Origin of the sequence: Roseomonas sp. AR75 (assembly GCF_005222815.1) — a bacterium.
GTDB lineage: Bacteria > Pseudomonadota > Alphaproteobacteria > Acetobacterales > Acetobacteraceae > Falsiroseomonas.
Window position 1 is genome coordinate 668,936 of the sequence record NZ_STGB01000005.1, and the last position, 24,876, is coordinate 693,811.

The 24,876-nt window shown below is 71.4% G+C and carries 25 protein-coding genes and 1 tRNA gene; 11 read left to right on the top strand and 15 right to left on the bottom strand.

Annotation, left to right across the window (positions count from 1 at the left end; all coding sequences use genetic code 11):
• The first annotated feature begins 4 nt into the window (after positions 1–4).
• Positions 5–925, top strand: a complete 921-nt coding sequence (locus E4T13_RS22600) for a 50S ribosomal protein L11 methyltransferase (protein ID WP_137180601.1) — start codon at positions 5–7, stop codon at positions 923–925.
• Positions 926–1,033: 108 nt separating this feature from the next.
• On the opposite strand, the gene E4T13_RS22605 is transcribed toward E4T13_RS22600, so the two are convergent.
• Positions 1,034–1,402, bottom strand: a complete 369-nt coding sequence (locus E4T13_RS22605) for a DUF1127 domain-containing protein (protein ID WP_137180602.1) — start codon at positions 1,400–1,402, stop codon at positions 1,034–1,036.
• 180 nt (positions 1,403–1,582) lie between these two features.
• Here E4T13_RS22605 and E4T13_RS22610 point away from each other — a divergent pair, with 180 nt between their 5' ends.
• From E4T13_RS22610 to soxA, 7 genes are all read left to right on the top strand, one after another.
• The gene (locus tag E4T13_RS22610) at positions 1,583–3,364 is read left to right on the top strand and encodes an aminopeptidase P family protein (protein WP_170985164.1); all 1,782 of its coding nucleotides are present in this window, start codon (positions 1,583–1,585) and stop codon (positions 3,362–3,364) included.
• A 123-nt stretch (positions 3,365–3,487) separates the two neighbouring features.
• Complete coding sequence (locus E4T13_RS22615) at positions 3,488–3,949, top strand: (2Fe-2S)-binding protein (protein WP_137180603.1); 462 nt, start codon at positions 3,488–3,490, stop codon at positions 3,947–3,949.
• 14 nt (positions 3,950–3,963) lie between these two features.
• Positions 3,964–6,159, top strand: coding sequence for a molybdopterin cofactor-binding domain-containing protein (locus E4T13_RS22620; protein ID WP_137180604.1), 2,196 nt, complete (start codon positions 3,964–3,966; stop codon positions 6,157–6,159).
• Between the two features lie 145 nt (positions 6,160–6,304).
• The gene (soxX, locus tag E4T13_RS22625; RefSeq protein ID WP_137180605.1) at positions 6,305–6,712 is read left to right on the top strand and encodes a sulfur oxidation c-type cytochrome SoxX; all 408 of its coding nucleotides are present in this window, start codon (positions 6,305–6,307) and stop codon (positions 6,710–6,712) included.
• 4 nt (positions 6,713–6,716) lie between these two features.
• The gene (locus E4T13_RS22630) at positions 6,717–7,163 is read left to right on the top strand and encodes a thiosulfate oxidation carrier protein SoxY (protein ID WP_137180606.1); all 447 of its coding nucleotides are present in this window, start codon (positions 6,717–6,719) and stop codon (positions 7,161–7,163) included.
• A 1-nt stretch (position 7,164) separates the two neighbouring features.
• A complete protein-coding gene (locus E4T13_RS22635) occupies positions 7,165–7,494 on the top strand; it encodes a thiosulfate oxidation carrier complex protein SoxZ (protein WP_137180607.1) in 330 nt (109 codons plus the stop codon).
• Positions 7,491–8,231 (top strand): sulfur oxidation c-type cytochrome SoxA, encoded by a 741-nt coding sequence (gene soxA, locus E4T13_RS22640; RefSeq protein WP_137180608.1) that lies wholly within the window; start codon positions 7,491–7,493, stop codon positions 8,229–8,231. Before E4T13_RS22635 ends, soxA begins: the two co-directional genes overlap by 4 nt.
• Positions 8,232–8,323: 92 nt before the next feature.
• Here the strand turns inward: soxA and E4T13_RS22645 are convergent, their stop codons facing one another.
• The 10 genes from E4T13_RS22645 to E4T13_RS22690 form a co-directional block, all read right to left on the bottom strand.
• Positions 8,324–9,598 (bottom strand): NAD(P)/FAD-dependent oxidoreductase, encoded by a 1,275-nt coding sequence (locus E4T13_RS22645; protein ID WP_137180609.1) that lies wholly within the window; start codon positions 9,596–9,598, stop codon positions 8,324–8,326.
• Positions 9,599–9,600: 2 nt separating this feature from the next.
• Positions 9,601–9,897 (bottom strand): c-type cytochrome, encoded by a 297-nt coding sequence (locus E4T13_RS22650; protein ID WP_137180610.1) that lies wholly within the window; start codon positions 9,895–9,897, stop codon positions 9,601–9,603.
• 274 nt (positions 9,898–10,171) lie between these two features.
• Positions 10,172–11,119, bottom strand: coding sequence for an ATP-grasp fold amidoligase family protein (locus E4T13_RS22655; protein ID WP_137180611.1), 948 nt, complete (start codon positions 11,117–11,119; stop codon positions 10,172–10,174).
• 874 nt (positions 11,120–11,993) lie between these two features.
• Positions 11,994–12,066: transfer RNA gene (locus E4T13_RS22660), tRNA-Ile, on the bottom strand.
• 65 nt (positions 12,067–12,131) lie between these two features.
• On the bottom strand, positions 12,132–12,707 hold the full coding sequence (locus E4T13_RS22665) for an HXXEE domain-containing protein (RefSeq protein ID WP_206030272.1): 576 nt from the start codon (positions 12,705–12,707) through the stop codon (positions 12,132–12,134).
• Complete coding sequence (locus E4T13_RS22670) at positions 12,704–13,369, bottom strand: RraA family protein (protein ID WP_137180612.1); 666 nt, start codon at positions 13,367–13,369, stop codon at positions 12,704–12,706. Before E4T13_RS22670 ends, E4T13_RS22665 begins: the two co-directional genes overlap by 4 nt.
• Before the next feature lie 2 nt (positions 13,370–13,371).
• Positions 13,372–14,160, bottom strand: a complete 789-nt coding sequence (locus E4T13_RS22675) for an ABC transporter permease (protein WP_137180613.1) — start codon at positions 14,158–14,160, stop codon at positions 13,372–13,374.
• Entirely contained in the window at positions 14,157–14,987 is an 831-nt protein-coding gene (locus E4T13_RS22680; RefSeq protein ID WP_137180614.1) for an ABC transporter permease, read from the bottom strand. The genes E4T13_RS22675 and E4T13_RS22680 overlap by 4 nt, the downstream gene beginning before the upstream one ends.
• Complete coding sequence (locus tag E4T13_RS22685) at positions 14,984–16,069, bottom strand: ABC transporter ATP-binding protein (protein WP_137180615.1); 1,086 nt, start codon at positions 16,067–16,069, stop codon at positions 14,984–14,986. Before E4T13_RS22685 ends, E4T13_RS22680 begins: the two co-directional genes overlap by 4 nt.
• Positions 16,066–17,115: an ABC transporter substrate-binding protein gene (locus E4T13_RS22690; RefSeq protein WP_137180616.1), complete on the bottom strand. Its 1,050-nt coding sequence runs from the start codon at positions 17,113–17,115 to the stop codon at positions 16,066–16,068. The genes E4T13_RS22685 and E4T13_RS22690 overlap by 4 nt, the downstream gene beginning before the upstream one ends.
• Positions 17,116–17,270: 155 nt before the next feature.
• Here E4T13_RS22690 and ppa point away from each other — a divergent pair, with 155 nt between their 5' ends.
• The 3 genes from ppa to E4T13_RS22705 all read left to right on the top strand — a co-directional run bounded on the left by ppa (position 17,271) and on the right by E4T13_RS22705 (position 21,046).
• The gene (ppa, locus tag E4T13_RS22695) at positions 17,271–17,810 is read left to right on the top strand and encodes an inorganic diphosphatase (protein ID WP_137180617.1); all 540 of its coding nucleotides are present in this window, start codon (positions 17,271–17,273) and stop codon (positions 17,808–17,810) included.
• A 199-nt stretch (positions 17,811–18,009) separates the two neighbouring features.
• Entirely contained in the window at positions 18,010–20,139 is a 2,130-nt protein-coding gene (locus tag E4T13_RS22700; protein ID WP_137180998.1) for a sodium-translocating pyrophosphatase, read from the top strand.
• Between the two features lie 205 nt (positions 20,140–20,344).
• Positions 20,345–21,046 (top strand): DUF1796 family putative cysteine peptidase, encoded by a 702-nt coding sequence (locus tag E4T13_RS22705; protein WP_170985165.1) that lies wholly within the window; start codon positions 20,345–20,347, stop codon positions 21,044–21,046.
• Here E4T13_RS22705 and E4T13_RS22710 read toward each other — a convergent pair.
• From E4T13_RS22710 to E4T13_RS22725, 4 genes are all read right to left on the bottom strand, one after another.
• Positions 21,030–21,806, bottom strand: a complete 777-nt coding sequence (locus tag E4T13_RS22710; RefSeq protein ID WP_137180619.1) for a hypothetical protein — start codon at positions 21,804–21,806, stop codon at positions 21,030–21,032. The two genes, E4T13_RS22705 and E4T13_RS22710, sit on opposite strands and share 17 nt — an antisense overlap.
• Before the next feature lie 60 nt (positions 21,807–21,866).
• Entirely contained in the window at positions 21,867–22,445 is a 579-nt protein-coding gene (locus tag E4T13_RS22715; RefSeq protein WP_137180620.1) for a GNAT family N-acetyltransferase, read from the bottom strand.
• 1 nt (position 22,446) lies between these two features.
• Positions 22,447–24,372 carry an RNA polymerase sigma factor RpoD gene (rpoD, locus tag E4T13_RS22720; RefSeq protein ID WP_137180621.1) on the bottom strand — a complete coding sequence of 642 codons (1,926 nt, stop codon included), beginning with the start codon at positions 24,370–24,372 and terminating at the stop codon, positions 22,447–22,449.
• 65 nt (positions 24,373–24,437) lie between these two features.
• On the bottom strand, positions 24,438–24,770 hold the full coding sequence (locus E4T13_RS22725; RefSeq protein WP_137180622.1) for a hypothetical protein: 333 nt from the start codon (positions 24,768–24,770) through the stop codon (positions 24,438–24,440).
• Between the last annotated feature and the right edge of the window lie 106 nt (positions 24,771–24,876).

Consider the following 24,876-nt stretch of genomic DNA (forward strand, 5'->3'; position numbering starts at 1 on the left):
CGCCATGAGGCGCGACACCTATTCCGGCCCGCGCGACCGCCGCGCCGATCCGCTGGAGACGATCTGGGTGGAGGCGCTGCCGGAACAGGCCGTGCCGTCCTACGAATCGGCGTTCCAGACCGTCTGCCGCTCCGTCGCGCTGTTCCTGGACGAGGCCACCGACACCTGGCGGGTGGAGGGCGTGCGGCCGCAGGGTGCGGGGGAGGATGCGCTGGCGGGGGCGCTGGCGCTGGCGGCGCTTGTCACCGGGCACGACGCCGCGCTGCAGGCGGCGCCGGTGGAATCGGAGGGGTGGCTGGCGCGCACCGCGCAGGCCTTTGGCGAGCAGGAGATCGGCGGCGACTTCCTGATCCGGCCCACCCATGTCCCGCCGCGACGGATCTACGGCCGCATGGTGCTGGTGCTGGATGCCGGCATCGCCTTCGGCTCGGGCGAGCACGCCTCCACCCGCGGCTGCCTGATCGCCTTCGCGCGCGCCGCGAAGGATGCGCGGCCCATGCGGCGAATCCTGGATCTCGGGACGGGGTCGGGCATCCTGGCGATGGCGGCCGCGAAGCGGCGCAGGCGCCGGGTGCTGGCGACGGATATCGAGCCGTGGTCGGTACGCGTGACGGAGCAGAATGCGCAGATGAACGGCGTCGGGAGGCTGGTGCGCGCACGGCTGGCCGATGGCTGGGGTGAGCGGCATGTGCGCGCCGGCCGCCCCTATGACCTGGTCTTCGCCAACATCCTGGCCCGGCCGCTCTGCGCCATGGCGAAGCGCCTGGCGGCGGGGCTGGCGCCGGGCGGCACCGCCATCCTGGCCGGGCTGCTCGGCACGCAGGCGCGCATGGTGCTGGCGGCGCATCGGCGCCAGGGGCTGGTGCTGGAGCGCGCGCTGCCGATTGGCCCCTGGACCACGCTGGTCCTGCGCAAGGCCGGATAGAAGAACGGGGCCGGCACCCGGGGGGAGGGCGCCGGCCCCGTGCGTCCGCGGGACCCGAATAGGAGGGGGCAGGGCCCCGCGGAGTAACCTTGCGTCTCGCTGGCCGCGTCAGGCGACGCGGGGGCGGCCGCTCGGCAGCGGGCGAGCGTTGGTGTTGGCCGGGCGGGACGGCACGCGGAACTCCGGGTCGAACACGCGGACGATCTCGCTGCGGGTCAGCCCGATATCGGCCAGCTCGCGATCGGTCAGCGTGCGCAGCCGGTCATAGGCCGCGCGGCGCTCGGGGTACGTGACCAGCGCGGTGCCCACGGCGGTGAAGAACTGCGCGATGCCCTTGACGGCGCGGGTGAAGAGCCCGGCGATGGCGGCGTCGCGCGCGGCCGCGGCCTCGGCGCGGAGCGCGTCCACCTCGGCGGCGGCCTTCGTGGGGGTGGCGGGGAACAGCCCGATCTGTTCCTGGGTGTGACGGGGGTTCATGATGCTCTCAATCGTTGCGGCGCTGCCCGGGCCGGCCCCTGTGGCCTCTCTCCGTGCCGCGCTGCGTGAGCGGAAGATAGGGACGCCAGGGCCACAGGTGATGCGGTACGGCAACAGTCGAGCCATGCGTCATACGCATGCAATCCTGTGGACATATGCCATGAAGTGTAAACTCCCGTGATGCCCGACCCCACCTCCCCCGCCATGCGCCTTGCGGCGCTGCGCGCCGAGCTCGGCCGCCTTGGGCTCGACGGCATGCTGGTGCCGCGGGGTGACGCCTTCCTCGGCGAATATGTCCCGCCTTCCGCCGAGCGCCTGGCCTGGCTCACCGGATTCACCGGCAGCGCCGGGCTTGCCCTGGTGCTGCCCGAGCAGGCGTTCCTCTTCGTCGATGGGCGCTACACCACCCAGGCGGAGCGCGAGGCGGACCCCACCCTCTGGACCCTGCGCCACGTGACGGAGCAGCCGCCGGCGGAGGTGCTGCGGACCGAGGCGAAGGGCAGGCGCATCGGCTACGATCCGTGGCTTCACACGGAGGCCGCGCTCGCCAAGCTGGCGGATGCCGGCGCCGCGCTGGTGCCTCTGGACGGCAACCCCATCGACGCCGTCTGGCGCGACCGGCCCGCGCCGCCGGAGGCGCCCGCCGTCGCGCATCCCCTGGAGTTCGCCGGCCTCGACTCCGCCGCGAAGCGGGAGGAAGCGGCGAAGGCGCTGCGCGACGCCGGCGAGGACGCGGCGGTGCTGGCGGACCCGCATTCCGTCGCCTGGCTGCTGAACATGCGCGGGGCCGACCTGGCCTACACCCCGCTCGCACTGGCCCAGGCGCTGTTGCGCGCGGACGGGACGGTGACGCTGTTCCTCGATCCGGCGCGTGCCGATGCGGCGCTGCGGGCGCATCTCGGCAATGCCGTGGCCCTGCGACCGCCCAGCGAGCTGGGCGCGGCGCTGGACGGGATGGCGGGCCGCAAGCTGCGGCTGGACCCGGATGTCACCCCGGCCTGGATCGCGCGCCGCCTGCGCGCCGCGGGAGCGGAGGTGGTGGCCGGCGAGGATCCCTGCCGTCTGCCGCGCGCCTGCAAGAACGCGGTCGAGCAGGACGGGGCGCGCGCCGCCCACCGGCGCGACGCGGTGGCGCTGGCGCGCTTCCTGGCGTGGTTTGCCGGCGTTCCCCGCGACGGGCTGACGGAGATGCGCGCCGCCGCGCATCTGCTGGCGCTGCGCGCCGGGGGCGCGCGCTTCGTCGCCGAAAGCTTTCCCGCCATCGCCGGCGCGGGCGAGCATGGCGCCATCGTGCATTACCGCGCGACCGAGGCTACCGACCGCCCCATCCGCCCCGACGAGGTCTTTCTTCTCGATTCAGGCGCGCAGTACCGGGACGGGACCACCGATGTGACCCGCACGCTGTGGACCGGGCCGGGCGCGCCGCCCGCCGAACTGCGCGAACGCTACACGCGCGTGCTGCAGGGCCACCTGGCGCTGGCCGCGACCCGCTTCCCGGAAGGCGTCGCCGGCCCGCATCTCGATGCCATTGCCCGCCGCCCGCTGTGGGAGGCGGGGCTGGACTATGACCACGGCACCGGCCACGGCATCGGCAGCTTCCTGTCGGTGCATGAAGGCCCGGCGGGGATCAGCCGCGCGGCCAAGCCCGTGCCGCTGAAGCCCGGCATGATCCTCTCCGACGAGCCCGGCTTCTACGAACCCGGCGCCTACGGCATCCGCATCGAGAACCTGCTGCTCGTGCAGCGGGCGGCGTCGCAGCCCGGCCAGCGCAAGCCGTTCCTGGCGTTCGAGGTGCTGACGCTCGCGCCGTATGAACGCGCGCTGATCGAGGGGGCGATGCTGACGCCGGCCGAGCGCGCCCAGGTCGATGCCTATCACGCCCGCGTGCAGGCCGAGATCGGCCCGCTGCTCGACGCGCCGACCCGCGCCTGGCTGGACCAGGCCTGCGCTCCGCTACGATAGGGCGGTCGTTCGGCAACCACACCTTGCGCGATCCCCGGATGACGGCCACCTCCCCGGCGTGGCATGGTTGATCCACAACCGCCGGCAGCACCGATGCGCGGCGACGGGCAGGAGACCGAGAGGATGACGAAGCTCACCGTCAATGGACGGGTGGTGGAGGTCGACGCCACCCCCGACACGCCGCTGCTCTGGGCGCTGCGCGACCATGTCGGCCTGACCGGCACGAAATACGGCTGCGGCATTGCCGCCTGCGGTGCCTGCACCGTGCATATCGACGGGCAGGCGATCCGGTCCTGCGTCACGCCGCTCTCGGCGCTGGACGAGAGCCAGAAGATCGTCACGATCGAAGGACTCTCGCCCGACGGCAACCATCCCGTGCAGGTCGCATGGCGCGAACTCGACGTGCCGCAATGCGGCTTCTGCCAGTCCGGCATGATAATGGCCGCGGCGGCGCTGCTGGCGCAGACGCCGAAGCCGACCGACGAGGACATCAACGCGGCCATGAGCAACATCTGCCGCTGCGGCACCTACAACCGCGTGCGCGCCGGCATCCACCAGGCCGCCGGCGGCGGCATCACGGGTTGAGGGGGACAGGCATCATGGCTCCGCTCGACACCGTTTCCTCCTCCCGCCGCGGGCTTCTGAAGGGCGCCGCGGCCGGCGCCGTCCTGCTCGGCTTCCATGTCCCGGCGAAGGGCGTGCTCGCCCAGACCGCACCGTCGGCGTCCCCTGGCCAGGTGCCGGAGGTCAATGCCTGGGTGGTGATCCACCCCGATGACCGCGTGGTGCTGCGCATGGCCCGCTCCGAGATGGGGCAGGGCACGCGCACCGGCCTCGCGCAGATGATCGCCGAGGAACTGCACTGCGACTGGTCGAAGATCAGTACCGAATACGTCACGCCCGGCGAGAGCCTGCGCCGCAACCGCGCCTGGGGCGCCTTCCTCACAGCGGGCAGCCAGGGCATCCGGCAGAGCCAGGACTATGTCCGCAAGGGCGGCGCGGCGGCGCGCATCATGCTGGTGCAGGCCGCGGCCAATCGCTGGAACGTGCCGGCCGCGGAGTGCAGCGCGAAGGACAGCGTGGTCACGCATGGCCCCACCGGCCGCACGCTGCGCTATAGCGAGGTGGCGGCCGAGGCCGCGCGCCTGACGCCGCCCGCCGAGGTGCCGCTGAAGGACCCCTCGACCTGGACGGTGATCGGCACGTCCCGCGCGCGGCTCGACACCGCGGCCAAGACCACCGGCGCGCTGGTCTATGGCGCCGACCTCAAGATGCCGGGGATGCTGGTGGCCGTGCCGCGCCGCTGCCCGGTCTTCGGCGGAACGGTGCGTTCGCTCGACCGCGCCTCGGTCGCGTCCATGCCGGGCGTGCGGCATGTGCTGCAGGTCGGCGACGGCGCCGTGGCGGTGGTGGCCGACACCTTCTGGCAGGCCAAGACGGCGCTGGATGCGCTGAAGGTCGAGTGGGATGTCGGCGCGAACGGCAACGTCTCCTCCGCCACGATCGATGCGATGCTGACCGAGGGGCTGGGCGCGTCCGAAGCCTTCGTCGGCAACCAGAACGGCGATGCCCGCGCCGCCATCGCGGCGGCGCCGCGCAAGGTGGAGGCGGTGTATTCCTACCCCTTCCAGAACCACGCGCCGATGGAGCCGATGAACGCGACGGTGGTCTGGACGCCGCAGCGCTGCGACGTCTGGTGCCCGACGCAGAATGGCGAGGCCGCGCTGGCCACCGCGGCGCAGGCCGCCGGGCTGCCGCAGCAGCAATGCGACATCCACCGCATGGACCTCGGCGGCGGCTTCGGCCGGCGCACGACGCATGACTGGCTGGCGGACGCGATCCTCATCGCGAAGCAGATCCCGGGCGTGCCCATCAAGACGATGTGGACGCGCGAGGAGGACATGGTGCAGGGGCGCTATCACCCCGTCACCAAGTGCAAGCTGACGGCCGGCGTGGACGCGCAGGGCAACGTCACCGGCCTGCACATGCGCATCTCCGGCCAGTCCATCCTGTCCTACGTGTTCCCCAACGCATTGCAGGCCGGTCGCGATCCCGTGGTGTTCCAGGGGCTGAACCCGAGCGGTGCGGAAAGCGCCATCGGCTACAGCTTCCCGAACCTGCTGATCGACCACGCGATGCGGAACACGCATGTGCCGCCGCATTTCTGGCGCGGCGTGAACCACAACCAGAACGCCGTCTATCTTGAATGCTTCCTGGACGAGGTGGCGCATGCGACGAACCAGGACCCGCTGGCGCTGCGGCGCAAGCTGATGGCGAACCATCCGAAGCACTTGGCCGTGCTGAACGCGGTGGCGGAGCGCATCGGCTGGGGCGGCGCACTTCCGGCCGGTGTCCAGGGCCGCGGCATCGCGCAGCAGATGGGCTTCGGCAGCTATGTCGCCGCCGCCGCAGAGGTTTCGGTGAACGACAAGGGGGAGCTGAAGATCCATCGCATCGTGGCCGCGACCGATCCGGGCTACGCCGTGAACCCGAAGCTCATCGAGATGCAGGTGGAAGGCTCCTTCGTCTACGGCCTCTCTGCGCTGCTGCATGGCGAGTGCACGGTGAAGGACGGCGCGATCGAGCAGACCAACTTCGACACCTACAATGTCCTGCGCATGGACGAGATGCCGAAGGTCGAGACGATCGTCATGGGCTCCGGCGGATTCTGGGGCGGCGTGGGCGAGCCGACCATCATGGTCGCGGCGCCCGCGGTGCTGAATGCGATCTTCGCCGCCACCGGCAAGCGCATCCGCGACGTACCCCTGAAGAACCAGGACCTCCGCCGCGCGTGACGGCGTGTTTGCCGCCGCGTCTCCCTCCCCCGCACGTGGGGGGTCCGGCGCCGAAGGCGCCGGACGCCGGAGCCGAGGTGGCGAAGCCGCCTCCTGCGCAGGCTGGCCGGGGTGGGGGCACCGCGCGCTTGCATTCGCACTGTTCATGTCGGCTACGCCCCCCGCCGCCGCGCAGGTCGCGCCTTTCGTCGTGACGGACGACGCGATCACGGCGCCGCTGCTCGGCCTCACCGGCGATGCGGCGCGCGGCGCGGCGGTGGTGCGCAACAGGGAGACGGCGAACTGCCTGATCTGCCACGCGATACCGGACCCGACGGAGCGCTTCATGGGCGACATCGGGCCGCCGCTCGCCGGCGTCGGCACGCGGCTCACGCCGGGACAGATCCGTCTGCGCCTGGTGGACCCCACGCTGCTTAACGCCGCTGCGGTCATGCCGGCCTATCACCGCGTGGCGGGTTTCGTGAACGTGGATGCGCGCCATCGCGGCCAGCCCGTGCTGACCGCCCAGGAGATCGAGGATTTGGTCGCCTGGCTGGCCACGCTGAAGGATTGAGAGGATGAGCCTGCACCGACGCACCGTGCTCGCCCTGCCGCTCGCGGCCTCCGCCACGCAGGCTGCCGCGCAATCGGTCACCGGCGAAAGCTTCGCCGCCGCCGAGCGCGCCATCCTGGCCGGCCGGACGCCGGTGGCGGAGGGCATCGTCATCGACATGCCGCCGCTGTCGGAGAACGGCAATGCGGTGGATCTCTCGATCAGGGTCGCGAGCCCGATGACCGAGGCGGACCACGTGACCGCCATCCACATCCTTTCGGAACGCAATCCCTTCCCCCGCGTCGCGCGCTTCGGCCTCTCGCCGCGCGCCGGACGCGCCGAGGTCGCGACGCGCATCCGCCTCGCCACCACGCAGACCGTCCTGGTGCTGGCGGAGACCAGCACCGGCCAGGTGCATCGCGCGGGGCGCGAGGTGATCGTCGTGCTCGGCGCCTGCGTGGACGGGGGCTGAGATGAGCGTCGCCAGCATCGTCGCCCGCATCACGTTGCCGGACAGCGCCGCGAAGGGCGAGGTCGTGCCCGTCCGCGTCATCGTGCGCCACCCGATGGAGCGTGCGGTGGACGCGCCGGGCCTGCGCCCGGTGCCGCGGCGCATCCTGCACACCCTCGTCGTCACCTATGCGGGCGCCGAGGTGTTCCGCATGGAGATGTCGCCGGGCATCGCCGCCAATCCCTACGTCGAGTTCACCACTGTCGCCGTGGAGACCGGCGACATGGTGTTCGAGTGGCGGGAGGATGGCGGCGCGGTCTATCGGCGGGAGGCACGGCTGGTCGTCGCATGAGGGGCCGCGCGGCGCTGCTGGCAGGGCTCTGCGCCGCGACATTGGCGGGCGCCGCGGAGATCCGCCCCTCGCGCGACTATCTCTCGCCCGAGCTGCGCGCGCAGCAGGACGATCCCTCGCGCCATCCCGGCTGGCTCTGGGTGGATGAGGGCGAGGCGCTGTGGCGCCGCGGCGAGCGAAGCTGCCAGTCCTGCCATGGCGACATCGCGCGCATGCAAGGCGTCGCCACGCGCTATCCGGCCGTGGCGCGGGACGGCGCGCTGCTGAACCTGGAAGGCCGCATCGAGCGCTGCCGGACGGAGCACCAGCAACTGCCCGCCTTCGGCTATGAGAGCGACGCCCTGCTGTCGCTGACCGCCGCGGTCGCGCTGCGGTCGCGGGACATGCCGATGTCCGTTGCCGTGGATGGCCCGGCAGCCCCGTTCCTCGAAGCCGGCCGTCGCTTCTACGAGACACGGCAAGGGCAGCTCAACCTCGCCTGCGGACAGTGCCATGACGACAATGCCGGGCGCCGGCTGCGCGGCGACGTGATCTCCAACGGGCTCGGGACGGGGTATCCCGCCTATCGGCTGGAATGGGACAGCATGGGCTCGCTGCATCGGCGGCTGCGGGCGTGTTCGCTCGGCGTCCGGGCCACGCAATTCCCGCTGGGATCGCCCGAATACCTGGCGCTGGAGCTGTTCCTGGCCGACCGCGCGCGCGGGCTGCCGGTGGAGGCGCCGGGGCTCAGGCGGTAGATCCGCGCATCAGGTCAAGTCGGTCGTGCCCCCACCCCGACCCTCCCCCGCTTCGCAGGGGAGGGAGAAGGAGGCGGAAAGCGTGGCCCTGATCACGAGAACATGTCCGCGGTGATGCTCTCGTACCAGCCATCGGCGTAGCGCGCTTCCAGGCGGCGCTGCTCCGGCAGGTCGCCGCGCGGCGAGGTGCCGCCGGCGTCGCGCGATTCCTCGACCGCGCTGCCATCGGCATTGGGGCGGAAAAGGCCGACGATGGAGATGCCGTAGTCGTCGGCGACATGCGAATAGCAGGTGTTGAAATACACGCCCTCGGGCGGGGCCGTGCCGCGCAGCGCGGCAAGCGCACTCGCCACCGCCTGCTTCGCCGTATTGTTGGCGACGAAGCCGGATTTCGGCATCGGCCCCGGCTGGTTCGCATCGCCGATCACATGGATGCCGGGCGCGTTGCGCGCCTCGAAGGTACGGAAATCCACCGGCACCCAGCCGGTGCGGTCGGCCAGCCCGCTGTCCAGCGCGACCGCCGCGGCCGATTGCGGCGGGATGACGTTGGCGACGTCCACCCGGTGCCGCGTGCCGAGCTCCGTCTCCAGCACGCCGGCGCCGGGCTCCACGCGCACGACGCGGCCATCCACGTTGCCGGGCACCCATTCGATCATGCCGCCGTACAGCGCGCGCCAGGCATCCTGGAACAGCGGCTGCTTGCTGAAGCGTTCCTTCGCATCCAGCGCCAGGATCTTGGCGCGCGGCCTGTGCCGCTTCAGCCAGGCCGCGATCATGCTGATGCGCTCATACGGGCCGGGCGGGCAGCGGAAGGGGTTGGGCGGGATCGCGATGCCGACCACGCCGCCTTCCGGCAGCGCCTGCAGCTGGCGCCGCAGCAGGCGAAGCTGCGCGCCGTCGCCGGCGATCCAGGCATGCGGCATCATCTCCGCCGCCGCCGCATCGTAGCCTTCGATCGCGTTCCAGCGCAGCGCGATGCCGGGCGAGAGGATCAGGCGGTCGTAGCCGAGCGTATCGCCGCCGCCGAGCCGCACCGTCCGCGCCACCGGGTCGATGCCCAGCGCGCGATCCTGCACCACGCGCACGCCGCGTGCGGCCAGGCGCTCGTAGCCGAAGGCAATGCTCTCGATGTCGCGCAGCCCGCCAAGCACCAGGTTGCCGTAGGGGCAGGTGATGAAGCGCGGTTGCGGCTCGATCAGCGTCACCGCGACCTCCGGCGCCGTCATGCGCGCGAAGCGCGCGGCGGAGGCGCCGCCGAAGCCGCCACCGACGACGACCAGCCGCGCCTGTCCCTGCGCGCGTGCAAGGGCGGGGGCGGCAAGCAGCGCGGGCAGCAGCATCGCGCGGCGTCGCCCGATCCCACGCATGCTCAGCGCAACCCGGCGAAATGCGCGGCGACGGCGGCGAGTTCCTCCTCGCTGTAGCCGGGCACGATGCGCGTCATGATCGTCGCCGGCCGATCGCCGCTGCGGAAGGCGTTCAGCAAGGCCTGAAGCTCCGCAGCGTCGCGCCCCGCGAGGGCCGGCACCGCGCCTGCGCCACGCCCCTCCGGACCATGGCACCCCACGCAGCCCTGCGCCGCCAGCGGCGCCGGCCCCGCAACGGCCGCGGACGGGCCGGCGAGCGCGAGCAGCAGGGCGGCGGCGATGGGCAGGCGGTGCGTCACGGCGGTTTCCTGGCAAGGTCGCGGCGGCACGCTACGCCATACCGCGCAGGACGGGCCAGTCTCGGCGGTCGGTCTCCGGCTTGTGATGCCGCATGCGCCCAGCGCGCCGTCTTCGCCGCGACCTGCCAATCGAGCCGGCGATACGCGCCATCGGTGACAGGGGGCATGCCATGCGCGCGCTGTTGCGTGACAACCTCGGCGATGGGCGGTCCTGCACGGCAAGAAGGTCGCGCCATCGGCAGGTGGCCGCAGGTCGGAACGCGTGCGCCGGGTATCATTCCCTTCTCCACGCGGGGATGGCGTGCTCCCGCGTCGCCATCGTCCACAGCGCGCGCAACAGGGGGAAGCGCAGCGGCCAGGCCGCGCCGAGCGCAAGATCCGCCGCGTCCGGCACGAAAGGATCGAGTCCGGAAAGGTGATAGGCCGTCAATTCGCCCACCACGATCCCCTCCGCCGTGTCGTAGAGGTCCACGCGCAGTTGCGACACGCCGGCAGCGAGCCGCGCGGCGATGGCCAGCATCTCCGCCAGAGCTTCCGGCCGCGGCAGCGTGCCCTCGATCGGCACCAGATGCGCATGGCGGAAGGGGAGAGGCTGCCAGTCCGGCGCATGGAAGGCGGTGCGGCGGCCGACCGGCCCGTCCGGCGCGACGACGCAGAGGATGCTGTGCGGCCGGCCGCCGAAGCACATCACCTTGTATTCGACAGGCGCGGCGCCGCCATGGCCGCGCAGCAGCGCCTCCACCACCAGGCGGCGGGGGACGTGGACATAGCCGGGCTCGGTGAGGCGGGTGCCGTGGCAGGTCGCCAGCCAGCCGCGCGCCGTGGCCCGCAGCGCGGCGGCGTCGAGCCGGGCACGATCACGGACGAGCACGACATCGCCCGAGCCATGGCTGCTCTTCACGATGAAGGGCGTCGGCAGCGTCTCGAGCGGCATCGCATCGGGATCGCTGCCCGACCACAGCAGGGGCGCCACATGGGCGCGCCCGACTTCGCCGACGACGTGGTCGCGCGTGGCGAGCTTGTCGGAGAACAGAGCAAGACGCGGATCGAGATCGAACAGCTTGCGCCACTGCATCTTCTCGTTGAAGCGGCGCGGACGGAACAGGTGGGGCGCATGTCCATGCGCGGCGCGGTAGTCGGCACGGACGCGCCGGATGGCCTGCCGCCAGCGGCGGAGTCGCGCGGGGACGAGCGGGCGCAACAGGGCGCGCCAGGCGGTCATGGGTGGTGGCGCGTGGACATGGGGGGAGGTTAGCAGAGCTTGACGGGAAGGGTGGGCGTGCCCCCACCCCGACCCTCCCCCGCAGGCGAGGGAGGGAGCAGTCGGGGAAAGGAGCGCCGCTGCGCGTCCTATCCCTTGGCGCTGCGCGGCGCCGAGGGAGCGCTGGCGAAGCGATCAAGTGTGCCGCTGCGCGGCGCTGGTCTTGCGCCCTCCGGGGGATTTCCGCGCTTGCGGACGCTGCGCGCCCTATCCCTCGGCGCCATGCGGCGCCGAGGGAGCGCTGGCGAAGCGATCAAGTGCGCCGCTGCGCGGCGCGAGTCTTGTCCCTCCGGGGGATCTCCGCGCTTGCGGGCGCTGCGCGTCCTATCCCTCGGCGCCATGCGGCGCCGAGGGAGCGCTGGCGAAGCGATCAAGTGTGCCGCTGCGCGGCGCTGGTCTTGCGCCCTCCGGGGGATTTCCGCGCTTGCGGACGCTGCGCGCCCTACCCCTCGGCGCCATGCGGCGCCGAGGGAGCGCTGGCGAAGCGATCAAGTGCGCCGCTGCGCGGCGCGAGTCTTGTCCCTCCGGGGGATCTCCGCGCTTGCGGGCGCTGCGCGTCCTATCCCTCGGCGCCATGCGGCGCCGAGGGAGCGCTGGCGAAGCGATCAAGTGTGCCGCTGCGCGGCGCTGGTCTTGCGCCCTCCGGGGGATTTCCGCGCTTGCGGACGCTGCGCGTCCTATCCCTCGGCGCCATGCGGCGCCGAGGGAGCGCTGGCGAAGCGATCAAGTGCGCCGCTGCGCGGCGCGAATCTTGTCCCTCCGGGGGATTTCCGCGCTTACGGACGCTGCGCGTCCTATCCCTCGGCGCCATGCGGCGCCGAGGGAGCGCTGGAAATGGGCCCGGAGGGACTCGAACCCCCAACCAAGCCGTTATGAGCGGCCCGCTCTGACCATTGAGCTACAGGCCCGAACCTGCGCCGCCACACATCGCCAAACCCGGCCGCTCACGCAAGCCCGGCCAGCACCCGGGCGCTCAGGCCGCGTGCCGCCTGAGGCGCAGCAAGACATGGGCGACGATGAGGAGATGCAGCAGGAGCGCGAGGCCCAGCCCCGCCACACGAAAGCCTGACTCCACCGGCCCGATGGCGAACAGCGTCCACAGGCCGAGGGGCAGGAACAGGACCACGGACGTCAGGAGGCCGGGATTGTAGCAGCGGAAGCGCAAGGCGGCGCCGATATGGGTGACGGCGTTCACCAGCATCGCATAGGGCGCCACCAGTCCGAACCCGTCACCCCAGGCCCAGGCGGCATGGAGCGCTGCCAGGTTGAGGCCCCAGACGACGGGGATGTTGATGACCAGGACAGCTTCCGCGCTGAGCGCGTTCCGCCCGCCGAAGATCCGCCGGTTGACGAAGCTGCGGAAGCGATCGCCGGCATGCTCCTCCACCTGATGCAGCATGTAGCCCGGGCTGTGCAGGAAGATCAGCACGAGCGGCAAGGCATAGGCCGCGTGCAGCAAGGGCAGGATGGCGAGCAGCGCGGCCGCCATGAAGCCGGCCGCCGCTACCCAGCGGCCGGTGAGCCACGCTGTCAGCGCGGAGGCGCTCACGCGAGTCCGGCCAGCACCTTCGCACTCGCGCCGCTGATCTCGCCGAGCTTCTCGCCTGCCGCCACGCGGGCCTGCGTGCCGAGGCCCCGCTCCTGCCGCGCGATCGCCTGGCGCGCCTCGGCCTCGGCCTCGCCGGGCGGCAGCACCAGCACGCCGGATTCGTCGCACAGCACGGCATCGCCGGGCATCACCACGACCCCGCCGATCGAAACCGGCACGTTCATCCGCCCGCCGAGGTCGTAAATGCGCGTGGTGATCGGCGCGAGGCCGCGGCACCACAGCGGGAAGTCACTGGCCTCCACCTCCTCGATGTCGGTGCAGGCGCCGTCCACCACGCCGGCCTTGCAGCCCGCCGCCTTGGCCGCAACCGTGACGCCGCCGCCCCAGCAGGCGTGCCGGTCGTCGCCGAGGCGATCCACCAGCAGGATGTCGCCGGGCCGCAGCAGGCCGAGCGCGTGGTGCAGGATGGTGGAATCGGGCCCGGGGCATTGCACGGTCACCGCCGTGCCGGCCACGCGCTTGCGCAGCAGGCCCTGGATACGGCGGTCGCAGAAGCCCCAGTGGCGCCAATGGCCGACAGTGGCTGTCTCGGTCTTCTCCAGCAGCGCGATGACTTCGGCGCTGATCGGCGCCGGCATCGTCTCCACGACGTATTTCGCCATCCTCATCCCCTTCCGAGCGCGCGGTTGAAACCGACCAGCCGCTCCACCAGCAGCACGACCGCGAGCGCCACCCCGATCAGCGCCATCGCCAGGGCGGCGACCAGCGGATCGGTGCGAGTCTCGACATAGCGGAACATCTCGACCGGCAGCGTGGAGAGCCGCGGGCCGACGAGGAACAGGCTGATCACCGTCTCGTCGAAGGAGACCAGGAAGCACAGCGCCCCGGCGGCCGCCGCGCCCGGTGCGGCGATCGGCAGGGTGATGCGCAGCGCGGCGCGCGCCGGCGTGGCGCCGAGCGTCCAGGCTGCTTCCTCGACTTCCTTCGGCACGGCGCCGAAGGCGGTGGTCATGATGCGCACCGCGAAGGGCAGCGCGACCATGGAATGCGCCAGCACGAGGCCGGGCCAGGTCGCCGCCAGCTTCAGCGGCTGCAAGGCCAGCAGCAGCGCGAGGCCAAGCACCAGCGTCGGCAGCAGCAGCGGCGCCGCGATCAGCATGGCGATGGCGTCGCGCCCCGGGAAGCGCAGGCGCGCGATCGCGTAGGCGGCGGGCATGCCGGCCAGCAGCGCGATCACGGCAACCACCGACGCCAGGATCGCGGAGCGCTGCAGCGCCGCCATCAGCTGGCCGTTGGCGAACAGCGCCTCATACCACCGTGTCGAGAAGCCCGGCGGGGGGAACGTCAGGAAGTCGCCGGCGGAGAAGGAGATGATGGCGACGACGATCACCGGCGCCAGCAGCAGCGCATAGCCGCAGAAGGCGAGCAGCCGCAGCACCCAGCCCGGCCTCATGCGCGCGCGCTCCGCGTCAGCGCCGTGCGCAGCACCAGCGCCACCGCCAGCGCGCCGAGCAGCAGCATCGCCAGCGCCGCCGCGGCAGGCCAGTCCACCGTCTCCAGCGCCAGGTCGAAGATCTCCGTCGCGATGACGAAGACGCGCCCGCCGCCCATCAGCCGCGGCGTGATGAAGGCGGAGACGCCAAGCACGAAGGTCAGCAGGAAGGCCGCCAGCAGCGCCGGCGCGGCCAGCGGCAGCGTCACCCGCAGGAAGGTCTTCGTGCGTGTCGCACCCAGTGTCGCGGCAGCTTCCTCGAGCCGCGGATCGAGGCGCCCCAGGCCGGCGATCAGCACGAGGCAGGCATAGGGCATCAGGCTTTCCGTCAGGCCGATGCGCACGCCGGTGAGGTTGTTGATCAGGCGCAGCGGCTCCGTCGCCAGGCCGAGGCCTTCCAGCGCCGCGTTGATCAGCCCCTGGTCGCCGAGGATCGCAAGCCAGCCGACGATGCGCGCGGTGCCGGAGACCAGAAGCGGCGCGATCGCCATCAGGGACAGCAGCCCGCGCCAGCGCGGCGGCGCGGCCCGGATCAGCAGCACGACCGGCAAGGCGAGCGCCGTCGCGGCCAGCGCGCTGCCTGCGGCGAGCGTCGCGGTGTTCCAGGCGAGTTCCCAGGTGAAGTCGTCGCCCACCACCTTCTCGAAGGTGGCGAGGGTGAGATCGGGCTCCATCGCGCCGATGTCGCTGGTGCGGTTGAGGCTGATGCGTCCCAGCAGCGCGACAGGATAGAGGAAGCCCGCGGCCAGGATCAGCACCGCCGGCAGCAGCAGCAGCGCGGCGTTCATGCGGGGAACACGCGCACATCCTGCGCGGCGAAGCCGAGGCGGAGCCGGCTGCCGACCGCGGCGGAGGCGCCTCGCGTGCCGCCATGCAGCTCGGCCAGCAACGTGCCGGCGGGCGTGGCGCATTCCAGCGCGACGACGTCGCCGGTGAAGGTGCGGCGCAGCACCTGCGCGTCCAGCACGTTGTCCGCCGGTTGGCCTTCGACGAGCGGGCGGATGTGGTGGGGGCGGATGAAGAGTTCGACGGTCGTGCCTGCGGCGTCCCCCCACCCCGGCCCTCCCCCGTGAACGGGGGAGGGAGAGAAGCGCAGCGCAACCTCCCCGCAGCGCACCACCCCCGGCCCCTCCACCTTGCCCGGCAGGCGCGCGGCGCGGCCGACGAAGGTGGCGACGAAGCGGGTCGCCGGACGCTCGAACACCTCCTCCGGCGCGCCGAGCTGTTCGACCCGGCCCTCGTTCATCACCGCGACCAGGTCGGCCATGGCGAGCGCTTCCGTCTGGTCATGCGTGACGAAGACCGTGGTGGCGCCGACGCGCTGCTGCAGCGCGCGGATCTCGTCCCGCACGCCCTCACGCAGCTTGGCGTCGAGCGCGGAGAGCGGCTCGTCCAGCAGCAGCAGGTCGGGCCGGATCGCCAGCGCGCGCGCCAGGGCCACGCGCTGCTGCTGCCCGCCCGAAAGCTGTCGCGGCTTGCGCAAGGCGAGGTCCGACAGGCCGACCAGCGCCAGCGCCTCGTCCACGCGCGCCCGCCGCTCGGCGCGGCCGATGCCGCGCATCTCCAGGCCGAAGGCGACATTCGCCGCGGCGGTCATGTGCGGGAACAGGGCGTAGGACTGGAACACCACGCCCATGTTGCGCCGATGCGGCGGCAGGGCGGTGACGTCCTGGCCGGCGACCAGCACGCGGCCGCCATCCGGCACCTCGAGCCCGGCGATCATGCGCAGCGTCGTCGTCTTGCCGCAGCCGGAGGGGCCGAGCAGCGCCAGCAGCGCGCCCTTCGGCAGTTGCAGCGAGACGCCGTCCACCGCCGGATGGGCCGCGCCCGGGAAGCGCCGGGTCAGGCCCTCCAGACGGAGATGGGTCACCGGCCGCTGGCGGCGATGACCTCGCGGCGCCAGCGCTGGTTCCAGCTCTCGCGCAGCCGCACCATCTCGTCCCAGTTCACACCGACGATCCGCTCGCGGAACTGCGGCGCGAGCGCGGTGCGGTTCAGCGCCGCCTGGGAGACCTGCGCATTCGGGTTGGTAGGGCCGTAGAACATCCGCTCGGTGAAGGCCTTCTGGGCCTCGGCCGACAGCGCATGGGCGACGAAGGCCAGCGCCTGGGCGCGGTTCTTGGCATTGGCAACGACGTTGATCGTGTTGATCTGGAAGGCGGTGCCCTCCTCCGGCAGCACCACGCCGATGCGGCCCTGGCTCTGGTCGCTGTAGAGCTGCGCGCGCGCATTCCAGCCGGTGGCGAAGCGCACCTGGTCGTTCAGGATCAGCGTGTAGCCGTCCGGATTCGGCGTGAAGGTCTGCACGTTCGGCGCCAGCTCGCGCAGGCGCGGCATGGCGGCGTTGATGTTGCGCCAGTCGCCGCTGGCTGCCTTGGCCAGGATCGCGGTCAGCGCCAGGCCCTGGATGTTCGGCGGCGCGGAGACGGCGACGCGGCCGCGCTGCGCCGGGTCCCACATCGCCGCCCAGCGCGTCGGCGCCGGCTGCACCGCGCGGGTGTCGTAGACCATCACCAGGTGGTCATAGGTGACGGCCGGGCCGCAGGCGCCGCCTGCCTCCCGCGCCATCTCGCCGAGCTGACCGATCACCGGCAGGGTCGAGGCGTCGATGCGTTCGACCAGGCCCTCGGCGCAGGCGACGGCGGCGGTGGTGACGTCCATGATGACCACGTCGGTCTGCGGATCGGCCTTCTGCGCGCGCAGGCGGCCCAGCATCTGGGCGCTGGTGCCGCCGTCGAAATACTGCACCTGCGTGCCGGAGCGCGCGGTGAAGGGGTTCACCACCACCTCGGTGTAGTTGTCGCGGAAGATGCCGGCATAGGCCTGCAGCGTCATCTGCCCGCCCTGGGCAAGAGCCGGGGCGGCGGCGGCGATGCCGAGGGCGGTGAACGCGGCGAGGATCGCGCTGCGTCGCATGGGTCCGTTCTCCCGTTCGGTGAAGCGGGCGGAGCATGGCAAGCATGCGCCGCCCCGCCAAGCCTCGGCGCCCGCGCCCACATCCATTTGCCCCGCAGGGGGAAGGCTGCTACGCGCGCGCAGCCCCCTCCCCCACCCCGGCAAGGCTTCCCCCGATGAATCTCGCGCAGGTCCCGACCGGCAAGGCGCCGCCCCACGACATCAACGTGGTGGTGGAGATCCCCCAGGGCAGCCAGGTGAAATACGAGCTCGACAAGGACAGCGGCGCGGTGGTGGTGGACCGCTTCCTGTTCACGCCGATGGCCTATCCCGCCGCCTATGGGTTCATCCCGGGCACGCTGGCCGATGACGGCGACCCGACCGACGTGCTGGTGCTGACGCCGGCGCCGGTGGTGCCGGGCTGCGTCCTGCGCTCCCGCCCGATCGGCGTGCTGCACATGGAGGACGAGGCCGGCTCGGACGAGAAGCTGATCTGCGTGCCGCACGACAAGGTCCACCCGATGTTCTCGGGCATCACCGATGCCGACGAGCTGCCGCACATCACCCGCGCGACCATCGAGCACTTCTTCGCCACGTACAAGGACCTGGAAAGCGACAAGTGGGTCAAGGTGAAGGGCTGGGGCACCGCGGGCGAGGCGGTGGAGATCATCCTGCGCTCCATGGCGGCCTATCGCGAGGCCGCGAAGGCCCGGTAGCCGCCCGGCGGGCGGAAGCCGTCGGAAGCCTGCGGATTTTTAACGATTCCGGCCCGCGGTGGCGTTGCCAGCCCCGCGGGCTTCGCGCAATTTGCCGCCGGCTCGCAGGCCGGGCCGGCTCGGCCATGCGCGCATGCGCGCGCCCGAAGGCCGGCCGCTTGGCCTGCGCAGGGGAGAGGAAGGGGGGTACGCCACCTTGATGACGTTGTCCGTGTTGTTGATCATCCTGCTGGGGGCGCTGTCGATCGCCTACGGCGTGGTGACGTCCAAGGAGGTGCTGGGGCGTGACGCCGGCACCGCCCGCATGCAGGAGATCGCCAAGGCGATCGAGGAAGGCGCCTCGGCCTACCTGAAGCGGCAATACACCACCATCGGCATCGTCGGCGTGGTGCTGTTCTTCCTGATCCTGATCGCCTTCGGCTTCGGCGGGCATGCCTTCGCGGTGGCGATCGGCTTCCTGATCGGCGCGGTGCTGTCGGGGGCCGCCGGTTTCATCGGCATGAACGTCTCGGTGCGCGCCAATGTCCGCACCGCGCAGGCGGCGACGCAGTCACTGGCGCAGGGCCTCGACGTGGCGTTCAAGTCGGGCGCCATCACGGGCATGCTGGTAGCGGGCCTCGCGCTGCTCGGCGTGGCCGTGTACTTCCTCATCCTGGTGCCGATCGGCGGCGCGGCGCCGAACAGCCGCCTGGTGATCGACGCGCTGGTGGCGCTGGGCTTCGGCGCCTCGCTGATCTCCATCTTCGCCCGTCTCGGCGGCGGCATCTTCACCAAGGGCGCCGATGTGGGCGGCGACATGGTGGGCAAGGTCGAGGCCGGCATCCCCGAGGACGACCCCCGCAACCCCGCCACCATCGCGGACAATGTCGGCGACAACGTGGGCGACTGCGCGGGCATGGCGGCCGACCTGTTCGAGACCTACGCCGTGACCATGGTCGCCACCATGGTGCTGGCCGCGATCTCCTTCGGCGACGAGTACCGCACGGCGGCGATGCTATTCCCGCTGGCGATCGGCGCGGTCTGCGTCGTCACCTCCATCGCTGGCACCTATTTCGTGAAGCTGCCGGCCAACAACTCGATCATGGGCGCGATGTATCGCGGCTTCATCGTGACGGGCGCGCTCTCGCTCGCGGTGCTGCTGCCGCTGTCCTACATCGTGTTCGGCACCGGCACGATCACCGCCGGCGGCGCCAGCTTCGGCGCCTTCAGCCTGTTCCTCTGCGGCGCGGTCGGCCTGGCCGTGACCGCGGCGATCATCGTCGTGACGGAATACTACACCGGCACCGATTTCCGCCCGGTGAAGTCGATCGCCGAGGCGTCGCAGACCGGCCACGGCACCAACGTGATCCGCGGCCTCGCGGTCTCGATGGAATCCACGGCCCTGCCGGCGCTGATCATCATCGCGGGCGTGCTCTGCGCCTATGGCCTGGCGGGTCTCTACGGCATCGCCATCGCGACCGCGACGATGCTGGCGCTGGCCGGCATGGTGGTGGCGCTGGATGCCTTCGGCCCGGTGACGGACAATGCCGGCGGCATCGCGGAGATGGCCGGCCTGCCGAAGGAAGTGCGCGTCTCCACCGACGCGCTGGACGCGGTGGGCAACACGACCAAGGCGGTGACCAAGGGCTATGCGATCGGCTCGGCGGGCCTCGGCGCGCTGGTGCTGTTCGCGGCCTACACGCAGGACCTGAACTACTTTATCGCCAACCCGCAAACCTATCCGTTCTTCGCGGGAATCGGGGCGCTGAGCTTCAGCCTGTCCGACCCCTATGTGGTGGTCGGCCTGCTGTTCGGCGGCCTGCTGCCCTACCTGTTCGGCGGCATGTCCATGACGGCGGTGGGCCGCGCGGCCTTCGCCGTGGTGGAGGAGGTTCGGCGCCAGTTCCGCGAGAAGCCGGGCATCATGCAGGGCACCGACAAGCCGGATTACGGGCGCGCGGTGGACATGCTGACCAAGGCGGCGATCAAGGAGATGATCATCCCCTCGCTGCTGCCGGTGCTCAGCCCGATCGTGGTGTTCCTGGTGATCCTGCTGATCGGCGGCAAGGCGGCGGCCTTCTCGGCGCTCGGCGCGATGCTGCTCGGCGTGATCGTCACGGGCTTCTTCGTCGCGGTCTCCATGACCACGGGCGGCGGCGCCTGGGACAACGCGAAGAAGTACATCGAGGAAGGCAATTTCGGCGGCAAGGGCAGCGAAGCCCACAAGGCCGCGGTGACCGGCGACACGGTCGGCGACCCGTACAAGGATACGGCGGGCCCGGCGGTGAACCCGATGATCAAGATCACCAACATCGTGGCGCTGCTGCTGCTCGCGATGCTGGCGCATTGATTGGCGCCCTCAGGCGCCGGGCGGCCGCATCCGCGGCCTTGGCTCGCCGCACTGGCGGCGGGCGCCGTTCGGCGGCTCGGCCGACTAGATCGGCCGCATTGCCTGAACTCTAGACCGGGCCGGCGGGGCAACCCGCCGGCCCTTTTCGTTTACGCGGCGCTCTGCCATCACGCCCTGGCGTGCGTTTCGACGGAGGCCACCGGCGGTGCAGCGCCACGATCTCGTCTTCAGCCTGGGACCGAACTGCAAGACGGCCTGGAACACGCGCGCGCATTTCAGCGTCACGCGCGCCTATCCCTTTGACTGGTGGATCACCCCTGCCCGCTCGATGCTGCGCATGATCGAGCCGGGCTTCGCCTTTGCCGTCGCCGCGGAGGATCTCGTCCTCACGCCGCCCAAGGAGAATGGCGAGAATTCGGTCTACAACCGGAAGCTCAACATCCTCCACCACCACGATTTCCCGCGGGAAAAGCAGTTGGTGACACGCATCGACGCGGAGCGGATCGCCGAGATCAACCGGAAATACACGCAGCGTTTCGCCCGCCTTCGGGCCGATGTGGACGCGGCGCATGCGCCGCTCGCGCTGCTCGGGGGCGTTTCCGCCGGATGGCGGACCGACCCCACGGGTACGGGCGAATGGAATGCGGCGCTGAACGGGCGTATCCCGCCGGGCGAGCTGGTCGCGGAGGTGCGCGCCCGGCTCGGGCGCAAGCTGCGCGTCGTGGTCGTTGCCGTGGGCGAGCCGAGCGTGGAATCGTTCGAGGGCGGGGCGCTGATTCGCCGGCCGGACCGCGGCCTGCGCGAGCCGAAGGGCGCGGTGCCGTCCTATGCGGAGCCGGTGCACCTGTTCCGGGAGGCGTTCGCCGCGCTCGGCCTGGAGCCGGCCGCCCTCACCCCGCCAGGATGATCGTCGCCAGCCGGCGCAGTTCCTCCTGTTGCACGCGCAGCAGGCGCGCCGTCTCCGCCTGCGAGAGCTTTTTCGCGCGCTCGACGATCAGCGCGTAGCCCTCCGTGACGCGGGCGATGGCGGCGCGACGTGCCGCGGCGACCTCGGCGCGGCGGTCCAGCTCGGCCTGGCGGGTCACACGCAGTTCCTCCAGCGCGGTGCGTGCTTCCGGCTGGCGAGAGTCGGCGATCAGGGTCGCCATGCGCGCGTCGAGCGCCTGGCGCGGGTCGGGCTGCTCGGCGGCCAGCAGGTCGGATTGGCGGGACAGCGCGGCCATCACCTGCTCGAAGGCGGGCGCGCCCTGCAGCACGGCATAGGCGAGTTCCGGCGCCCGCCAGCTCCGCCGCGCCATGTAGGCCAGGGTGTCGCCGATGCCCGTCACGCCCGCCGCGCCTTCGGCATCGAAGGGCGCAATGCGTGGCGGCAGCTCAGCCAGCGGGTTCTCCCGCGCGCTCAGCCTCCCGTCGTCGGCGAGATAGGCGAGGGCGGCGAGCCAGGCGGCGGCCCCTTCCTGCAGGGCGCGCACGGCGCCGGCGCGGCCCTGCTCCGCCACCGTGGCGGTCGGCGCCGGCGCGGCGGCCGCTGGCGGAGGCACGCGGACCAGCGGCGAGGGCAGCAGCGCGCCGCGCGCCTCGAGCGACCAGTCGCGCACGGCGCCGTAGTCGGGCGCACAGGCGGCGAGTGGCAACAGCCCCGCGATGATCCAGGCCTTGCTGCGCATCCGGTCCGCCCCCAATCCTCGGACCAGTCTATCCGCTGGCGCGGCGGGGGAAAGGCCGGGTCAGATGCGCAGGCGTTCCGGGATGCGCAGCCCCAGGCGGTTGGGAACCGGCCAGACCTCACGGATCGTGCGCAGCACCTTGAATCCGGCGGCGACGTAGTTCGGCAGGGCGCGCGGATGGTCGGCGGTGCAGGTGTTCACCGTCAGCGCGCGCGGCTTCTCGGCCCAGGCGGTGTCCACGGCATGGCGCAGCAATGCGCGGCCGGTGCCGGCGCCGATCGCATGCGGCATCAGGCCGAAATAGGAGAGGTTGATTCCGGCCTCCCCGCCCCGGCGCTCCAGCTCGTAGAAGCCGGCGGGCTCGCCGCCCTGGTAGAGCACATGGATGGAGATGTCGGGCCGCGCGAGCAGCCCGGCGATCTCGTCATCCGGCACGGTGCGGCGCAGCCACCACACCCAGTCGCGGCCGACCGTGTCGTAGAGGTACCGGTAGAACGGCACGGAGCAGCGCGCCAGCCGGACCACCGCAAGGCCCGCCGCCAGCGGCGGCGCCAGGCCGGAAGGCGGCGCATCCATGCGCAGGAAGGTCACGTCCACCGCGATCCGCGTGACCGGCTCGCGCTGCACCGCCGCGGACATCTCAGTTGTCCAGGAAGGACCGCAGCTTCCGCGAGCGGCTCGGATGCTTCAGCTTGCGCAGCGCCTTCGCCTCGATCTGGCGGATGCGCTCGCGCGTGACGTTGAATTGCTGCCCGACCTCTTCCAGCGTGTGGTCGGTGTTCATGCCGATGCCGAAGCGCATGCGCAGCACGCGCTCCTCGCGCGGCGTGAGGCTCGACAGCACCCGCGTGGTGGCTTCGCGCAGGTTGGACTGGATCGCGGCATCGAGCGGGATGATCGCGTTCTTGTCCTCGATGAAGTCGCCGAGATGGCTGTCCTCCTCGTCGCCGATCGGCGTCTCGAGGGAGATCGGCTCCTTCGCGATCTTCAGCACCTTCCGCACTTTCTCCAGCGGCATGCCGAGTTTTTCGGCCAATTCCTCCGGCGTCGGCTCGCGACCGATCTCGTGCAGCATCTGGCGGCTGGTGCGGACCAGCTTGTTGATCGTCTCGATCATGTGCACGGGGATGCGGATGGTCCGCGCCTGGTCGGCGATGGAGCGCGTGATGGCCTGCCGGATCCACCAGGTCGCGTAGGTCGAGAACTTGTAGCCACGGCGGTATTCGAACTTATCGACCGCCTTCATCAGGCCGATGTTGCCTTCCTGGATCAGGTCCAGGAACTGCAGGCCGCGATTGGTGTATTTCTTGGCGATGGAGATCACGAGGCGCAGATTCGCCTCGATCATCTCCTTCTTCGCCTGCGTCATGTCGCGCTCGCCGCGCGAGACGGTGGAATAGACCCGCTTGAACTCGTCCACAGGCAGCCCGGTCTCGGCCGAGGTCCGGGCGATCTCGGCCCGCACCGCCTCGACATCGTCCTTCGCCTTGGCGACGAAGTTCTGCCAGGCCTTGCCCTTCTGCTTGGCCAGCCCGTCGAACCAGGCGGGATCGAGCTCATGGCCGCGCCAGGCGCCGATGAACTCCTCCCGCTTCACCTTGTGGCCCTCGGCCATGCGCAGGATCTGGCCCTCATGGCCGGTCAGGCGGCGGTTCAGCCCCTTGAGCTGGTCCACCAGCTCCTCGATGCGGTTGTTGTGGAGCTGCACCTTCTGGACCAGCGCCACCAGCTCGCTGCGCTGCTTTTCATAGGTCTTCTCGGACCGCGCGGAGGTCTCCCCGCCGGAGGTGTAGGCGTCCATCCGCTTGGAGGAGAGCTTGTGCAGCTTGCCATAGGCGGCCTCGATCGCCTCGAAGGCGGCCAGCGCCTCCGGCTTCAGCTTCTCCTCAAGGGCGGAGAGGGAGAGGCCGAGGCCGCCCTCGCCTTCCTCGCCCTCCTCGGCCTCCTCTTCCTGCGGCTCGGCCGCGGCCGCCACCTCGGGGTTGTCGGCATTGGCGGTGGCTTCGAGGTCGATGACGTCGCGGAGGAGCATCTTCCCCTCCTTCACCGCATCGTGCCACGCGACGATGGCCTTGAAGGTCAGCGGGCTCTCGCAGAGGCCGCCGATCATCATGTCGCGGCCGGCCTCGATCCGCTTGGCGATGGCGATCTCGCCCTCGCGGGAGAGCAGCTCGACGCTGCCCATTTCGCGAAGGTACATGCGGACGGGGTCGTCGGTGCGGCCGAGGGATTCCTCGTCGACGTTGCCGCCGGATTCCTCCTCCTCCTCCTCCTTCTCGGCGGCGGCGGGCTTCGGCGTCGCGACCTCGCCGTCCTCGGTCTCCTCGTTCTCGACCACGTTGATGCCGAGGTCGGAGAGCATCGCCATGGTGTCCTCGATCGTCTCAGAGGACACCGTTTCCTGGGGCAGGGCGGCGTTCAGCTCGTCATAGGTGACGTAGCCGCGCTCCTTGCCACGGGCGACCAGCTTCTTGACGGCGGCCGACTGGATGTCGAGCAGCACGCCCTCCACCGCCTCGTCCCGACCTTCGACCGTCTCGGTGCCGCTCGCGACCTTGGTTGCCATGCCTGACCTGCTCCGTCGAAACCGCGGGGGGCACCGCCGTGACGGCGATGCGAAGCCCCTCTACCCTATGGGGTGGTGCTTGCACCCATCGGCGACGCTTCGGTCGCCTCGGGCCCGCCCCCTTCGTTCCATTCGCCCCGCCGCAGCGCTTCGAGCGCCTGGGTGAGTCCGATCAGCCGGCGCTGCGCCGCGGCATCGTTGGTTTCCGCCAGGGCCTGCCTTGCGGCCGCCTGGTCGGCCCGCAGCTCCGCCTCTCCGCGCAGGAGGCCGAAGAAATGCCACCAGGCGTCCAGGGCCTCCCCCGGCTGGGCGTCCACCCGTGCCGCCGCGGGAAGCCCGGCGTCGCGCAGCAGCCGCGCGCTGAATTCCCCGAGTCCAATCCCCGCGAGGTGGTCCATCAACCCCGCCGAGTCAAGAACGTGGCCCTCGGCAAGCCATGCGAGAGCGCCCGCGCGGCATTGCGCGAGCGGGCCTTCGACTCGGCAAGAATATGGCGGTTTGTAA

Bases quoted from the DNA above. Each gene is read 5' to 3' on its own strand.
- E4T13_RS22600 (WP_137180601.1), top strand. From the start codon at position 5: ATGAGGCGCGACACCTATTCCGGCCCGCGCGACCGCCGCGCCGATCCG.
- E4T13_RS22605 (WP_137180602.1), bottom strand. From the start codon at position 1,402: ATGAACCCCCGTCACACCCAGGAACAGATCGGGCTGTTCCCCGCCACC.
- E4T13_RS22610 (WP_170985164.1), top strand. From the start codon at position 1,583: ATGCCCGACCCCACCTCCCCCGCCATGCGCCTTGCGGCGCTGCGCGCC.
- E4T13_RS22615 (WP_137180603.1), top strand. From the start codon at position 3,488: ATGACGAAGCTCACCGTCAATGGACGGGTGGTGGAGGTCGACGCCACC.
- E4T13_RS22620 (WP_137180604.1), top strand. From the start codon at position 3,964: ATGGCTCCGCTCGACACCGTTTCCTCCTCCCGCCGCGGGCTTCTGAAG.
- soxX (WP_137180605.1), top strand. From the start codon at position 6,305: ATGTCGGCTACGCCCCCCGCCGCCGCGCAGGTCGCGCCTTTCGTCGTG.
- E4T13_RS22630 (WP_137180606.1), top strand. From the start codon at position 6,717: ATGAGCCTGCACCGACGCACCGTGCTCGCCCTGCCGCTCGCGGCCTCC.
- E4T13_RS22635 (WP_137180607.1), top strand. From the start codon at position 7,165: ATGAGCGTCGCCAGCATCGTCGCCCGCATCACGTTGCCGGACAGCGCC.
- soxA (WP_137180608.1), top strand. From the start codon at position 7,491: ATGAGGGGCCGCGCGGCGCTGCTGGCAGGGCTCTGCGCCGCGACATTG.
- E4T13_RS22645 (WP_137180609.1), bottom strand. From the start codon at position 9,598: ATGCGTGGGATCGGGCGACGCCGCGCGATGCTGCTGCCCGCGCTGCTT.
- E4T13_RS22655 (WP_137180611.1), bottom strand. From the start codon at position 11,119: ATGACCGCCTGGCGCGCCCTGTTGCGCCCGCTCGTCCCCGCGCGACTC.
- E4T13_RS22670 (WP_137180612.1), bottom strand. From the start codon at position 13,369: ATGGCGAAATACGTCGTGGAGACGATGCCGGCGCCGATCAGCGCCGAA.
- E4T13_RS22675 (WP_137180613.1), bottom strand. From the start codon at position 14,160: ATGAGGCCGGGCTGGGTGCTGCGGCTGCTCGCCTTCTGCGGCTATGCG.
- E4T13_RS22680 (WP_137180614.1), bottom strand. From the start codon at position 14,987: ATGAACGCCGCGCTGCTGCTGCTGCCGGCGGTGCTGATCCTGGCCGCG.
- E4T13_RS22690 (WP_137180616.1), bottom strand. From the start codon at position 17,115: ATGCGACGCAGCGCGATCCTCGCCGCGTTCACCGCCCTCGGCATCGCC.
- ppa (WP_137180617.1), top strand. From the start codon at position 17,271: ATGAATCTCGCGCAGGTCCCGACCGGCAAGGCGCCGCCCCACGACATC.
- E4T13_RS22700 (WP_137180998.1), top strand. From the start codon at position 18,010: ATGACGTTGTCCGTGTTGTTGATCATCCTGCTGGGGGCGCTGTCGATC.
- E4T13_RS22710 (WP_137180619.1), bottom strand. From the start codon at position 21,806: ATGCGCAGCAAGGCCTGGATCATCGCGGGGCTGTTGCCACTCGCCGCC.
- E4T13_RS22715 (WP_137180620.1), bottom strand. From the start codon at position 22,445: ATGTCCGCGGCGGTGCAGCGCGAGCCGGTCACGCGGATCGCGGTGGAC.
- rpoD (WP_137180621.1), bottom strand. From the start codon at position 24,372: ATGGCAACCAAGGTCGCGAGCGGCACCGAGACGGTCGAAGGTCGGGAC.
- E4T13_RS22725 (WP_137180622.1), bottom strand. From the start codon at position 24,770: ATGGACCACCTCGCGGGGATTGGACTCGGGGAATTCAGCGCGCGGCTG.